This is a genomic window from Streptomyces sp. NBC_00443, assembly GCF_036014175.1.
Taxonomy (GTDB): Bacteria; Actinomycetota; Actinomycetes; order Streptomycetales; family Streptomycetaceae; genus Streptomyces.
Window position 1 is genome coordinate 7072294 of the sequence record NZ_CP107917.1, and the last position, 13075, is coordinate 7085368.

Genomic DNA, 13075 nt, shown 5'->3' on the forward strand with positions numbered 1-13075 from the left:
TGTGCATGCCAACGCGTTCTCCGCTATCACGCGCGGGGGATGCGTTCGGTTCTCGAGGGGAGAGAGAACATCAAGGGGGAGTCGGGCAGGAGCGCGCAGGTCAGTACCGGCCGACCCGTTCTTCCCAGGGCTGGACCAGCCGGCTAGCGCGCCACGCGGTAGCGGAGGTAGACCACCTTCGAGCTGAGGGTGCGGGTCTCGACGAGTTCGAGATCCACCCGGCGCTCATGCTGGGGAAAGAACGGAATGCCACCGCCGACCAGCACCGGATAGACCCTGGCCCGGTACTCGTCGATCAGATCCGCCGCGGCCGCCTCGGCGGCGAGCGTCGCGCCGCCGATCGCGATGTCGCCCTCCCCCGGCTCGGCCCGCAACCGCTCGATCTCCTCCGCCAGGCCGCCGGGAGACAGGCGGGCATTGCCCTGCACCGCCGAAAGGGTGGTGGAGAACACCACCTTCGGCAGCGCCTTCCAGAGCGCGGCGAACTCGAGCGTGGAGAACTCGAGCGCCGGATGCTGGTCGGCGGTCTCCCAGTACAGCATCGTCTCGTACAACCGGCGTCCCAGCAGATGGACGCCGACCTCACGGATCTCGTCGACGGAGAGACGAAAGACGTCCTCGGTGGGCACCCCAAAGTCGAAGCCGCCGTCCGGCCCGACGATGTAGCCGTCCAGTGAGACGCCCATCGAGTAGGTCACGCTGCGCATCAGAATTCCTCCTCGGTGACGGGTCGACAGTACGACCGCCGACCGCCGGCCGCGGCAGAACTCGTCGCCGTGGTTGCGTTCATAAAGAACGTGTCGTTTCCACGCATCGTCACATCCCCGAAACGTCGGCGTCCCACAGCCTCCAAGAGCTCGCCCTACCGTGGACACCACAGCCCAGCCCAAGCCCGGCCACCGTCGCCCGAAGGCACACCCCGCCCTCGCCCCGACAGGAGCCCTGTGTCCCGCCCCGCACGTCGCGCCCTTTCCCTCCCTCCCTGGCTCGCCCACACCCTGCGCGCCCAGCGCGGCCCCGTCCCCTGGAGTGCGGTGGTCCGGGGAGCCCTGGCCGCCGGGCCGCTCCTCCTCGTCGCCGTGCTCGCCGACCGTGCCTCACTCGGTGTCGTGGCCGCCATCGCCGCCATGCTCGCCGGTATCAACGACCGTCCCGGCAGCCGTCGTGTCTCCGTCCACCGGCTCGGGGTGCCCGCGCTGGCGGGGGCGGTCGGGCTCCTCGTCGGGACGATGGCAGGGGATCGCCTCGGGGCCGCTGCGCTCACCCTCCTCCTCACCGGCCTCGGGCTCTTCGCGGGAGGGATCAGCGCCGTCGGGCCCGTCGCCTCCGCGTCCGGGACGCAACTGCTCGTCGCCTCCGCCATCGGGGCGGGGATGCCGTTGCCGGAGAGCGGGTGGCTGCGGGCGCTCGCCTATCTCGGCGGTGCCGCCTGGCTGCTGGGGCTCCGGCTGGCCCTCCCCACGCCCGGCTCCCTCGTCGGAGACTTCCGGTTCGACGGCGAGCGCGACGCCGTCGCCATCGTGTACGACGCCGTCGCGAACCTCCTCGACGCCGTCGGCACCCGCCATGCCACCGCCCGGCGCGTCGCGCTCACCGCCGCCCTCGACCATGCGCAGGACGCTCTCACCGGGCCCCGGCTGCGGCGGTACGCCTCCTCGTCCACCGAGCGGCGGCTGCACGCGCAGTACGCGGCCGCCCTGCCGCTCGCCGAGGCCGCCACCGCGCTCGCCTGGGCCGGGGAAGCGGTACCCGCGCGGGCCTCCGAAGGCCCCCGGCGCCTCGCCGCCGCCGTACGTGGCAACACCCACACCGGCCCTCTCCCCGCGCCCTCCCGCTCCGCGCCCGCCCTGCGCGCCCTGGACGATGCCCTGTTGCACGCCGCCGAGGCGTTCGACCAGGGCCGGGGCAACCGCGACCTGCACACCCGGCGTCGTACGGCCGCGGATCTCGCCCGAGCCGTGTTCGGGGCCGGCGGGCGGGAGTACGGCCTGCGCGTCGCCCTCTGCTTCGGTGCCAGCGCCGCCATCGCCCAGGCGCTGCACCACACCCAGTGGTACGGGCAGCACGAGCACTGGTACTGGCTCCCCGCCACCGCCGTCTTCCTCGTCAAGCCCGATCTGGGGCCGCTCGCGTCCCGGGTGCTGTGCCGGGCCGCCGGCACCGTGCTGGGAGCCCTGCTCTTCGCCGGGTTCGCGGCCGTGCTGCCCCGGCCGGAAGGGCTCATCGCGCTCGTGGCGCTCTGCGGAGCCCTGATTCCCGTGGCCACCCGGCACTTCGCCGCCCAGACCGCCGTAGTGACCCTTCTCGTGCTCGCCCTGGTCATGGTGGGCGGCGAGCCGCAGGCCTCCCTGAGCAGGATCGGCGAGACGCTGCTGGCCTGCGCGATCGTGCTGGTCGTGGGACACCTGCCGATGCCGGGGCAGCGGGGCGGGGGCGTACGGTCCCGACTCGCGACGGCCGACCGGGCGGCACATGCCTACCTCGCGCATGTGCTGCGGGAGTCCGAGGCCACCTGTGCGCGGCGCGAGACCGACGCCCCCCACAGGCCGTACGAACCCACCCCGCCCCGCAGCGACCCCCGCGCCGTCCGCTGGACCCTCCGTCGCGAGGCCTACCGTGCGCTCGCCGAGGCCCGTACCGCGATCGCCCTCGCCGCCGCCGAACTTCCCGCGCTCGCCCGGCACACGGAGGGTGCGGACGACGTCGTCGCCACCCTCGAACAGCTCGTCGACACGACCACCGCGTGCGCCGTGCACCTCGACGACTCGGGCCGGCTCACGCCCTGGCACACAGCCCAGCTCACCGAGTTGCTGGAGCAACTCGCGCAGCACCGCGACCGGGCCGGGCTGCACGGGCCGCGGGGTCCCGCGACCCCCGACGTACCCCTCGCCGGATGATGCCCGTCAGCCCCGTGCCCGCACGCACACCAACCTGCTCCCCGCCCCGGTCACCCCCACCCGCACCTCCGCCTCGAACCCCTGCGCCGCCACGGCCGCCGACACCTTTCCGGCGATCTCCTCGGCCCGGCGCGCGTCCGGCGGCTCCCAGCACAGGCACAGGGCGCCGCCCGGCGCCAGCCAGCGCCTCAGCGCGGCCAACTCCCGGTCGGGAGAGCGCACCCAGAAGAGGTTCACGTTGACGGCGAGGATCTTGTCGAAGGACGCGTCGGGGAAGTCGGACTCCTCCAGGGAGGCCGCGTGGAAGACCGCCCTGCCCGCCGCGACGCACTCTTCGTTACGGCGCCGCGCCGCCTCCACCGCCGTGGCCGAGCGGTCGATCGCCGTCATCGTGCCCGAGGAGAGCCGCTCGCAGATCAGGGCGGCCGCGACTCCCCGGCCGCAGCCGACCTCCAGGACCCGGTCGCCGGGCGTCAGGCCGAGGTTCTCCACCGCCCAGGTCAGTCGCTCCGGGACCGGCCCCCGCGGCACAGCGGTGTCAGCCGCCGAACCGTATCCACACCGGCGCATGGTCCGACCCCGGCGTCCCGACCCGCTCCGTCGGGTCCTCGCCGACCGACGGCAGGTCGAGGGCCCGGCCCTGCTGGTCGGGCAGGCCCGTGCCCGCCTCCGAGACGCGGTGGACCAACCGGTGGCTCGTCAGGACGTGGTCGATCAGCTCCCCGCGCCCGAAGTTGACGCGGGAGAAGCGCCGCTTCACGGGTATCAGCGGGGCCACGTTCCACAGCCGGAACGCATCGCCCAGATCGGGGTCCCTGAACGCGCGTTCCCTGTCGAGCTCGGAGCCCGGAGGGCCGAGCAGGATCTGCGTCGTGGCGGCGTTCACCACGTCGTTCATGTCGCCGAGGACGGCCACGTCCCGCTCGCGCCCGTCGTCCTCGAGCAGGAAGTCCGCGAGGCCGCGCAGGGTCGCCGCCTCGGCGGCCCGGCGGTAGAGGGCGTACGCGCCGAAGCGGGCACGTTCCGCCTCGTCGTGCGGGTGGAAGCGCGACTTGCTGCCATTGCCCGGGTACGTCAGCAGCTTCGACTTGAGGTGCGCCACGGCCACCCGCAGGGGCCCGTCCGCCGTGTCGACCTCCACCGCCAGGAAGCCGCGGCTCGCCTCCCGGTCGTGATCGCCGGGCTGTGCGCCGTCGTCGCTCTGCACGGGGCGCAGCTTCTGCGCGAACACGCGCGTGTCCCGAAGCACCCGCATCGGCGTCCGGCTGATGAAGCCCACACGGATGCCGCGGGCGTCCCGGTGCCGGGAGAGCGCGGTGTGCCACTCCCCGCCCACCGCCCGGACCAGGTCGTCGAGCGCCTCCTCCTGCTTGACCTCCTGGACGCCGAGCAGCACCGGGTCGAGTGCGGTGATCACCGAGGCGAGGGACTCGACCTTCGCCTCGTACTCGGCATCGTTCTCGGGCGCGCCGTCGCCGCTGCCCGGGAGCATCAGGTTCTCGAGATTCCAGGTACCGAGGAGCATGTCGGGCCCCTTTCCGGAAGCCGTGCGACGGGCGGTGGTGAGGCCAGAATGCACGCGCCCACGCCGCCGGGACATAGCGCCGACGGGAAACGCGGTTCACCCCGTCCGGGGGCACGACCGCGTCGTACGGTGACTGCATGACGCCTTCTCCCGCCGGTCTCATCATCACCCGGTGCACGGTGCTCACGCACGACGATCATGAGGGGATCGGGTTCGCCGAGGACGCGGCGATCGTCGTACGGGACGGGGCCGTCGAGGCGGTGATCAGCAGCGCGGAGGCCGAGGGGCTGACCGCGACCGAGCGTATCGACGCCCATGGCCAGGTCGCCCTCCCCGGCCTCGTCAACTGCCACACCCACGCCCCCATGGTCGCCCTGCGCGGGGTCGCCGAGGACCTGCCCACCGACGAGTGGTTCAACGACGTCGTGTGGCCCATCGAGTCCAACCTCACCGAGCAGGACGTGGAGTCGGGGGCGCGGCTCGCCTGCGCCGAGATGATCCGCGGGGGGGTCACCTGTTTCGCCGACCACTACTTCTCGATGGACGCCGTCGCCGCCGTGGTCGAGGAGTGCGGCATCCGTGCCCACCTCGGCGAGGCCTACTTCTCCTCCCAGGGCGCTCAAGGGCGGGAGAGGTCACTGGAGTTCGCGCTACGGCATCGCGGCGGCGCGGACGGCCGTATCACCACCACCCTCGCCCCGCACGCCCCCTACACCGTCGACGACGCCGACCTGGCCGCCACCGCCGAACTCGCCCGCGAGTACGGCCTGTCCGTCCACCTCCACGCCTCCGAGAACCGCGACCAGGCCGAGGCGAGCCTCGCCCGCCACGGCGTCACGCCGATCGAGGTGCTCCGGCGCACCGGCATCCTCGACGTCGACGTCCTCATCGCGCACGGCACCGGCATCCTCGACCGCGACCTGCCGGCCCTGCGGAACGCCTCCGGCCGTGTCGCCGTCGCCAGCGCCCCACGCGGCTACCTCAAGTTCGCCTGGCCCACCACCACACCCGTACGCGCCCTGCGCGACCTCGGCATCCCCGTCGGCCTCGCCACGGACGGCGCCGCCTCCAACAACTCCCTCGACGTATGGGAGTCGATGGCCCTCACCGCCCTCATCCAGAAGTCGGCCACCGGCGATCCCCGCTGGCTGACAGCTCGTCAAGCCCTGCACCACGCCACGCTCCAGAGCGCCCGCGCGGTCGGACTCGGTGAGGTGGTCGGCAGCATCGCGCCCGGCCGGCGCGCCGACATCATCCTGGTCGACCTCACCGGCCCGCACACCCAGCCCGTCCACGACCTCGCCGCCACGCTCGTGCACAGCGCCCGCTCCTCCGACGTGCGCACGACGATCGTGGACGGGCGCGTGCTGATGCGAGACCGGGAACTGCTGACCATCGATGTGCCCGCCGTCGTACGGGAGTTGGGCGAGCGGATGCCCGCGCTCCTGGACCGCGGTCACGGCAAGCGCATCCAGGAGTACGACACCTGAGCCGAGTGCACCCGAGTGCATAGTCTGAGGTCCATGGATCTCGCCGACGGCCTTCTCGGTCACCCGTACGACGTGTACCGGCGCCTGCGCGACACCGCCCCGGTGCACCGCATCGCCGGACCCGACGGCAGTCCCGCCTGGCTCGTCACCCGGTACGACGACGTCCGCGAGGCCCTCGCAGACCCCCGGCTGTCCCTGGACAAACGGCATGCGGCGCCCGGCACTTACCGTGGCCTCGCCCTGCCGCCCGCCCTCGACGCCAACCTCCTCAACATGGACCCGCCCGACCACACCCGGATCCGCCGCCTGGTCGGCCGTGCCTTCACCCCGCGCCGCGTCGAACAGCTCCGCACGCCCATACGGCGGACCGCCGACCGACTCCTCGACGCCCTCGGCCCGCACGGCACCACCGACCTGATCGCCTCCTACGCCGCCCCCCTCCCCATCACCGTCATCTGCGACCTCCTCGGCGTCCCCGACGAGCACCGACGGGACTTCCGGGAGTGGACCGACGCCCTGGTCGCCCCCGACCCGGCGCGACCGCAGGCCGCGAAGGAGGCCGTCGTGGCGATGCTCGGGTTCTTCACCCGGCTCCTCGCCGACAAGCGCAGGGAACCCGCCGACGACCTGCTCGGCGACCTCATCGCGGTCCGTGACACCGACGGCGACCGGCTGGGCGAGGACGAGCTGATGTCCCTCGCCTTCCTCATCCTGTTCGCCGGGTACGAGAACACCGTGCAGCTCATCGGTAACGCCGTGCTCGCCCTGCTCGACCACCCCGAGCAACTGGCGGCCCTGCGTGAGGAACCGTCCCGAATACCCTCCGCCGTCGAGGAGTTCGCCCGCTACGAGGGCCCGGCCCTGCTCGCCATCCGGCGCTTCCCGACCGAGGACGTGACCATCGGCGGCGTGACCGTCCCCGCCGGGGACACCGTCCTGCTCTCCCTCTCCGCCGCCAACCGCGACCCCGTCCGCTTCCCCGACGCCGACCGCCTCGACCTCGGCCGCGACGCCTCCGGTCACCTCGCGCTCGGACACGGCATCCACTACTGCCTCGGCGCCCCGCTCGCCCGCGCCGAGACCGAGGTCGCCCTGGCTGCCCTGCTGCACCGGTTCCCCGAACTCGCCCTCGCGGACGACGACCTCCGGTGGCGCCGCTCGCTGCGCGCCCGTGGCCTGCTCGCGCTGCCGGTGACGTACGCCGAGAAATTCTCCTGAAATTCTCCGGGCGGGCGATGAGTTATGCCCCTCGCACCGGTCACCACCCAGAACGGACCGTTGCACAGGAGGGGCGCCCATGTCGCTTCCGGAGATCGTCTCGCGCGCGCAGTGGCGCGCGGCGCGCGAGGAACTGCTGGTCAAGGAGAAGGCAGCCACACGCGCGCGTGACGCGCTGGGGGCCGAGCGGCGCAGACTGCCCATGGTCGAGATCGACGAGGAGTACGTCTTCGAGGGCGGCGACGGCAAGGCCACCCTGCTCGACCTCTTCGAGGGGCGGCACCAACTCGTCGTCTACCACTTCATGTTCGCCCCGGACTGGGACGCCGGATGCCGCAGTTGCTCCGGGTTCCTGGACCAGGTCGGGCATCTGGCGCACCTCAAGGCGCGGGGCACGACTCTTGTCGCCGTCTCCAGGGCGCCGTACACGAAGATCCTGCCGTTCAAGGCGCGCATGGGCTGGACGGTGCCTTGGTACTCGTCCTACGGCAGCGACTTCAACCATGACTTCGAGGCGACCCTGGAGCACGAGGGCGAGCTGGTGGAACGACCCGGCGTGAGCTGTCTCCTGCGGGACCGGGACCGCGTCTTCCACACCTACTCGACGTATGAGCGCGGCCTCGACGGACTGGGCTCGGCCACCGGCTTCCTGGACCTCACCGCGCTGGGTCGGCAGGAGGCGTGGGAGGAGCCCAAGGGGCGTGCGTCGGCTCTCGGGGCGCCTGCGGGCAGTGAACGTATCCGATATCACGACGAGTACGAGGACTGACACAAGAAGTAGCGGCTGATCATCGAGAGTGATCAGAAGCTCACACATCGCGGTGAACGAGTGTCAACTACGTCTCAGTCCCGTCACCGGGCGAGGCGATTCACCTCCGGCAGGCGTTAACTCCTACAAGTACGACGCTTTCGGGAGGTGCAGGGTGGTGAACGGGCGAACAGTGCTCGAACGCTTTCCCGCGGGAGGGCCGCGAGGTTCGTGGCCCGCGGAGGAGTTCGCACACGCGCGGCGGATGGAAGGTCTGGCCGCCGAGGTCGTCATGGACCTCGCCACGGACGCGTTCCTGGTGATCGTCCGCAGTGACATGGCGGTCGACGTCGCGGCGTGACGAGGGCACGTGACATGAGAGCGCGTCAGACAAGGCGCGCCAGATGAGCCGTGTCAGATGGGGCGCGTCAGATGAGGCGCCTCCGATTAGGCGCCTCTGATGAGGTTCGGCCCGGCTTCGCGCCGGGCCCTCGTCGAGGTCAGCCCGCCTTCGGCGCGGGGACCCGCGTGGTGAACTGCCCCGCCTGAAGCGAGTACAGCTCCGCGAAGACACCGCCCGTGGCCAGCAGCTCGTCGGGCGTGCCTGACTCCACCAGCTTGCCTTGGTCGAGGACATGCACCAGATCGGCGTGGCGTACGGACGCCAGCCGGTGGGTGATGAGGACGACCGTCTGGCCGGTGGAGGCCAGGGCGCGGATCTTCTCGAAGACCTCCAGTTCGGCCCGTGCGTCCAGGGCCGCGGTCGGCTCGTCCACGATCAGGATGCGGCCACGCCGGTAGGCGGCCCGGGCGATCCCGAGCCGCTGCCACTGGCCGCCGGACAGCTCGTGCCCGCCGTTGAACTGACGGGCCAGCAGGGTGTCCAGGCCCCGCGGCAGATCGGCCACCACGTCCCCGGCCCCGGCCTCGGCGACCGAGGCGGCCAGACGCTCCTCGGTGAGGGGCGCGGAGGAGCGGCCCACGGAGACGTTGACCCGGGCGGTGAACGGCCAGCGCTTGAAGTCCTGGGCCACCATCGCGATGCGCTCGGCGAGTTGGTGCCGGTCGGCGCCGGCCGCGTCGACCTCGTCCCAGAGGATGCGGCCCGAGTCCGGGGTGTAGAGCCCGGCCAGCAGTTTGACCAGGGTGGTCTTGCCGGAGCCGTTCTCGCCGACCAGCGCGATGATCCGGCCGAGGGGGAGGGTGAGCGTGACGTCGTCGAGGGCGGGGCGGGCCGATTCACCCGGGTAGCTGAAGCCGACGTTCTCGAAGCGGACCTCCCGCGGGTCCTCGGGCAGCGGGGCGCCGCCGAGCGGAATCGCCCGTTCGGCCGCCTCGACGTACAGCCGTTGCAGATCGCCCACGAAGAGCGCCTCCTCGTGGAGCGCGTTCACCTCCAGGACGAGGCTGTCGAGGCTCGACGAACCCGTGCGGATCGCGATGACGGCCGTACCCGCCACGGAGAGCGCCATGGCACCGGCGAGCAGCAGCCCGCCCAGCGTGGCGTAGGTCGCGACGGTCGCCAGCCCCGTCCACGCCGCCGCGATGAGCCCGGTGCGCGCAGCCAGCCCGGCCAGCCGTGCCTGCTCGGCCTCCGCCGTCTCCGACATCGCCCGGTAGTGGCGCAGGAGGAACGGCCCGACTCCGTGGACCCGGATCTCGGGCGCGGCGGCGGGTTCGGTCAGCAGCCCGCTGATCAGATGGCCGGCCCGGGAGTGCTGCACCCAGGTGTGGAAGGACTCGTAGCGTCGCCGGGCGTTGGTCAGGGCGCTCCAGGCGCTGGGCAGCGTCATCGTGGCGAGGAGGGGCAGCAGGGCGGGATGCAGCACGGTGAGCACACCCGCAGCCGCGATCAGCGAGATGGCCGCGTTCACGACCCGCGTGCTGTACGAGATCATCCGGCGGGCGGCTCCGGCGCCGTACTGCGCGGTGTCCAGCAGCTTGTGGAAGGCGTGGTCCTCGATCGCGGCCAGCTCCACGGCCGCCGCCCGCTCCAGATACAGCTCGGTCGCCACCCGCTCCACCTTGGGCTCCAGGCGCCCGGTGGCGTAAGTCGACGCGGCTCGCAGCAGCGTCGAGACCACCATCACGGCGGCCATGGTGACCAGCGCGGGAACGGCACCCCGTAACCGGTCCTCCAGAGCCCCGCCCCCGATCAGCCGCCCCAGCACACTGTTCACGGCAAGCAATCCGACCGCCTGTCCAAGGCCGCGCCCCACCTCGGCCACCAGCACGGTCCGCGCGGCCCGCCGGTCGGCCTGCCAGGCGAGCCGGAAGCTCGACGACAGCAGGGACGGCAGCCGCGTCACCATCGCCCGGAAGTTCAGCTCCAGAAAGGCGTCCCGATGCCGGTTCCACCCCATGTCGTACCGCAACGGCCCCCCGAAGAGCAGCTGCTCCGACTCGGACACCTCGGGCCCACCAGTAGCGCGTTTCTTCCCCACCGTCCACCCTCCCCCGACCGCCCTGGCGACGGAGGGCCACTATGGCGGGGCGGGCGCGCCCGGGGGAGGGCGTGAGTGAGGGCGAGAGGTGCGCGCGGGCGTACGCCGCGAGGGCGGGGTCCGGGACGCGAGAGGGCCGGTCACTCTTCGGCGCCGGCCCAGGCATTCCAGCCCGTCTGGGGGTACCCCCTCTGGGGGAGTTTGAGGACGAGGCCCGCAGGGCCGAAGCGGGGTCCAGGGGGCGGCAGCCCCTTGGTACAGGACGACAACAGGCGGCGCCCCGTCACCCACAGCCCCCGAAACCCCCGCCCAACCGGCGGAGCCTCACGCAGAGATCTGCCGCTGCCACGTAGGCGTAGTCCCCGTGACCCTGCACAACGCCAGATACAGCGGAATCGGCGGCGTATAGGGCACGGTCCCGTCGGGCCGATGGATCAGTCGAGGCGTGTCCAGAGCAACCGCGCCCGTCAGGTACCGCGCGGACGCCGGCCACTCCAGTGCGTAGTCCGAGTCGGCCGGCACGATCCACCACCAGTGCGCCTCATCGGCGTACACACACCCGACCCGAGGCAGCCGAGGCATGATCAGAGGCCCGTAACGGGCGGGAACAGCCACCGCGTCGAAGCCCAGTGGCGCCGTCATCCCCTCGGGGACCGGCAGCCGTCGAGGCGCCCCGGCCGCGGGCATGTCGCGGCGAAGGCGGACCAGCGTGTCCAGGCTCAGTACCTGACCGCCGCCGGACGCGCCCCTCACAGCCATGCGGACCCCGTTCCCCTGCCGTACTGAGCCTGTGCTTCGTCCTCGTCGCCAGAACCTCCGGGCGGACCCGGCTTGGGCCGGGATCCCCACCCGAGATCGTTGTTCGGCCCGGTGTCACCGCGGGAGGCGTCCTGGAACCCGCCCGCCCGTGGCAGATCGGCCCAGACCACCAGCCCGGACCCGTCCTCGCCTGCCCCCCAGGCATGGCAGAGGGCGTCTATGAGAAGCAGTCCCCTCCCGTGCTCCTCCTCGGGCCGCGCCGACAGCGGATGCGGCTCACCCGGCGCGCATCCTTCGTCGCGCACGGCTATGCGCACCAGGTCGGCGCCGTCGTGCAGCTCGCACACTATGTGCTCGCTGGCGGTGTGCACGATCGCGTTGGTGACCAGTTCCGACACGACGAGAGCCGCCGTGTCGCAGGTGTCCTCGCACACCGCCCAGCCGTTCAGCCGCGCCCTCGTCAGGCGTCTGGCCTGCGCGGGAGAGCCCGGATGTGCGGCCAGTTCGAAACGGAACCGGCGCTCGGCGGCGGTGTCCCGCTGGGGTCCCACTGTCGGGGCGGCGCCGAGGTCGTGGGGGACCACGGCGGCGTCTGTTCCTAAGGGCGGGGACGGAATCACGCTTGCCACTATCTCCCCGGCGTGAACACTTGACAAGTGTCACTCTGGAAAATGCAGAGTGCTGTGTGACTCTCTGGAAGGCCGTGGCACACTGCTCGCAACAGCATGTCGAACGGCGCCAGTTGAGATCACCGAAGATCCACCGGGATCTTCGAATAGGTCTTCGAATGGCGCCGTCGGCCTGTCAGGATTCAGTCGACCTGTCGGGATTCATCGGGATTCATACGTGGAGGTGGAGCGTGAGCGAGCCGCGGTCCGCACCTACGGTCGGCCAGGTCGTCCTCGGCCGCCGCCTGCTCGACCTGCGCGAACGCGCCGGGCTCAAGCGCGAGGAGGCAGCCCGGGTGCTCCGGGTCGCTCCCGCGACGGTCCGCCGCATGGAGATGGCCGAGGTCGGGCTGAAGATCCCGTACCTCCAACTGCTCCTGAAGGCCTACGGCATCTCCGACGACGAGGCAGACGCCTTTGTGCAACTGGCGGAGGAGGCCAACAGGCCGGGCTGGTGGCAGCGCTTCCACGACATCCTGCCCGGCTGGTTCTCGATGTACGTCAGCCTGGAGGGTGCCGCCGCGCTCATCCGGTCGTACGAACCCCACTTCGTGCCCGGCCTGTTGCAGACCGAGGACTACGCGCGCGGCGTGCTGAGGTCGGGCGCCATCGGCCAGACCAGCCCCGACGACATCGAGCGCCATGTCGCCCTGCGCATGCAACGCCAGCAGTTGCTCACCCGTGAGGACGCGCCGCGGCTGTGGGTCGTGATGGACGAGACCGTGCTGCGCCGCCAGGTCGGCGGTCCGGAGGTGATGCGTGCCCAGATCGACCGGCTGCTCCAGGCCGCGAGGCTGCCCAACGTGACGCTGCAGGTGGCTCCCTTCGCGAACGGGCCGCACCCCGGCACGTACGGGCCCTTCGTGCTGTTCCGATTTGCCATGTCAGAACTGCCGGACATGGTCTACAGCGAGTACCTGACCGGCGCCGTCTACCTCGACGCGCGCACCGAGGTGGCTACCCACCTCGAGGTCATGGACCGCATGGCGGCGCAGGCCGCTACGGCACACCGCACGAAGGAGATCCTCCGGGATCTCCGCAAGGAGCTGTGAATGGATCGCATCAAGCCGCGCATACGCGTCTACAACGGCATGCCCGCGCGGGACTTGGGCAGCGAAGGCTGGCACAAGCCGTGGAGTGGCGGCAACGGAGGCAACTGCCTGGAGGCGATGAAGCTCGCCGACGGCCGTATCGCCGTCCGGCAGTCGACCGACCCGGACGGGCCGGCGCTGATCTACACCACGGACGAGATGACGGCGTTCATCGAGGGTGCCAAGGCGGGGGAGGCGGACTTCCTTCTGTCGTGAGCGGACTTGTTTTTCAGTC

The 13075-nt window shown here is 71.6% G+C and carries 13 protein-coding genes; 7 read left to right on the plus strand and 6 right to left on the minus strand.

Annotated features, from left to right (window positions below):
• Window positions 1–143 precede the first annotated feature (143 nt).
• Window positions 144–707, minus strand: coding sequence for a dihydrofolate reductase family protein (locus OHO27_RS32150; RefSeq protein WP_328428463.1), 564 nt, complete (start codon window positions 705–707; stop codon window positions 144–146).
• A 237-nt stretch (window positions 708–944) separates the two neighbouring features.
• Between OHO27_RS32150 and OHO27_RS32155 the strand changes: the two genes are divergently transcribed.
• Window positions 945–2897 carry an FUSC family protein gene (locus OHO27_RS32155; protein WP_328428464.1) on the plus strand — a complete coding sequence of 651 codons (1953 nt, stop codon included), beginning with the start codon at window positions 945–947 and terminating at the stop codon, window positions 2895–2897.
• A gap of 6 nt (window positions 2898–2903) precedes the next feature.
• Here OHO27_RS32155 and OHO27_RS32160 read toward each other — a convergent pair whose 3' ends face one another.
• Both OHO27_RS32160 and OHO27_RS32165 read right to left on the minus strand, forming a co-directional pair.
• Complete coding sequence (locus OHO27_RS32160; protein ID WP_328428465.1) at window positions 2904–3467, minus strand: class I SAM-dependent methyltransferase; 564 nt, start codon at window positions 3465–3467, stop codon at window positions 2904–2906.
• A complete protein-coding gene (locus OHO27_RS32165; protein ID WP_328428466.1) occupies window positions 3436–4422 on the minus strand; it encodes an endonuclease/exonuclease/phosphatase family protein in 987 nt (328 codons plus the stop codon). The genes OHO27_RS32160 and OHO27_RS32165 overlap by 32 nt, the downstream gene beginning before the upstream one ends.
• 137 nt (window positions 4423–4559) lie before the next feature.
• Between OHO27_RS32165 and OHO27_RS32170 the strand changes: the two genes are divergently transcribed.
• The 4 genes from OHO27_RS32170 (at window position 4560) to OHO27_RS32185 (ending at window position 8239) form a co-directional block, all read left to right on the plus strand.
• Complete coding sequence (locus OHO27_RS32170) at window positions 4560–5912, plus strand: amidohydrolase (protein ID WP_328428467.1); 1353 nt, start codon at window positions 4560–4562, stop codon at window positions 5910–5912.
• 33 nt (window positions 5913–5945) lie between these two features.
• Window positions 5946–7130 (plus strand): cytochrome P450 family protein, encoded by a 1185-nt coding sequence (locus OHO27_RS32175; protein ID WP_328428468.1) that lies wholly within the window; start codon window positions 5946–5948, stop codon window positions 7128–7130.
• A gap of 79 nt (window positions 7131–7209) precedes the next feature.
• Window positions 7210–7899, plus strand: a complete 690-nt coding sequence (locus OHO27_RS32180; protein ID WP_328428469.1) for a DUF899 domain-containing protein — start codon at window positions 7210–7212, stop codon at window positions 7897–7899.
• Between the two features lie 157 nt (window positions 7900–8056).
• Window positions 8057–8239, plus strand: a complete 183-nt coding sequence (locus OHO27_RS32185) for a hypothetical protein (protein WP_328428470.1) — start codon at window positions 8057–8059, stop codon at window positions 8237–8239.
• A 139-nt stretch (window positions 8240–8378) separates the two neighbouring features.
• Here the strand turns inward: OHO27_RS32185 and OHO27_RS32190 are convergent, their stop codons facing one another.
• The 3 genes from OHO27_RS32190 to OHO27_RS32200 form a co-directional block, all read right to left on the minus strand.
• Window positions 8379–10322, minus strand: a complete 1944-nt coding sequence (locus tag OHO27_RS32190) for an ABC transporter ATP-binding protein (RefSeq protein ID WP_443059639.1) — start codon at window positions 10320–10322, stop codon at window positions 8379–8381.
• A 324-nt stretch (window positions 10323–10646) separates the two neighbouring features.
• Window positions 10647–11081: a hypothetical protein gene (locus tag OHO27_RS32195; protein WP_328428471.1), complete on the minus strand. Its 435-nt coding sequence runs from the start codon at window positions 11079–11081 to the stop codon at window positions 10647–10649.
• The gene (locus tag OHO27_RS32200; protein WP_328428472.1) at window positions 11072–11710 is read right to left on the minus strand and encodes an ATP-binding protein; all 639 of its coding nucleotides are present in this window, start codon (window positions 11708–11710) and stop codon (window positions 11072–11074) included. Before OHO27_RS32200 ends, OHO27_RS32195 begins: the two co-directional genes overlap by 10 nt.
• Window positions 11711–11940: 230 nt before the next feature.
• On the opposite strand from OHO27_RS32200, the gene OHO27_RS32205 reads away from it, so the two are divergent.
• Window positions 11941–12801 (plus strand): helix-turn-helix domain-containing protein, encoded by an 861-nt coding sequence (locus tag OHO27_RS32205; protein ID WP_328428473.1) that lies wholly within the window; start codon window positions 11941–11943, stop codon window positions 12799–12801.
• Complete coding sequence (locus tag OHO27_RS32210; RefSeq protein ID WP_019757219.1) at window positions 12802–13056, plus strand: DUF397 domain-containing protein; 255 nt, start codon at window positions 12802–12804, stop codon at window positions 13054–13056.
• The last annotated feature ends 19 nt before the right edge of the window (window positions 13057–13075 follow it).

Coding starts and splice junctions, on each gene's coding strand:
- OHO27_RS32150 (WP_328428463.1), bottom strand. CDS start 707: ATGCGCAGCGTGACCTACTCGATGGGCGTCTCACTGGACGGCTACATC.
- OHO27_RS32160 (WP_328428465.1), bottom strand. CDS start 3,467: ATGCGCCGGTGTGGATACGGTTCGGCGGCTGACACCGCTGTGCCGCGG.
- OHO27_RS32165 (WP_328428466.1), bottom strand. CDS start 4,422: ATGCTCCTCGGTACCTGGAATCTCGAGAACCTGATGCTCCCGGGCAGC.
- OHO27_RS32170 (WP_328428467.1), top strand. CDS start 4,560: ATGACGCCTTCTCCCGCCGGTCTCATCATCACCCGGTGCACGGTGCTC.
- OHO27_RS32175 (WP_328428468.1), top strand. CDS start 5,946: ATGGATCTCGCCGACGGCCTTCTCGGTCACCCGTACGACGTGTACCGG.
- OHO27_RS32180 (WP_328428469.1), top strand. CDS start 7,210: ATGTCGCTTCCGGAGATCGTCTCGCGCGCGCAGTGGCGCGCGGCGCGC.
- OHO27_RS32195 (WP_328428471.1), bottom strand. CDS start 11,081: ATGGCTGTGAGGGGCGCGTCCGGCGGCGGTCAGGTACTGAGCCTGGAC.
- OHO27_RS32210 (WP_019757219.1), top strand. CDS start 12,802: ATGGATCGCATCAAGCCGCGCATACGCGTCTACAACGGCATGCCCGCG.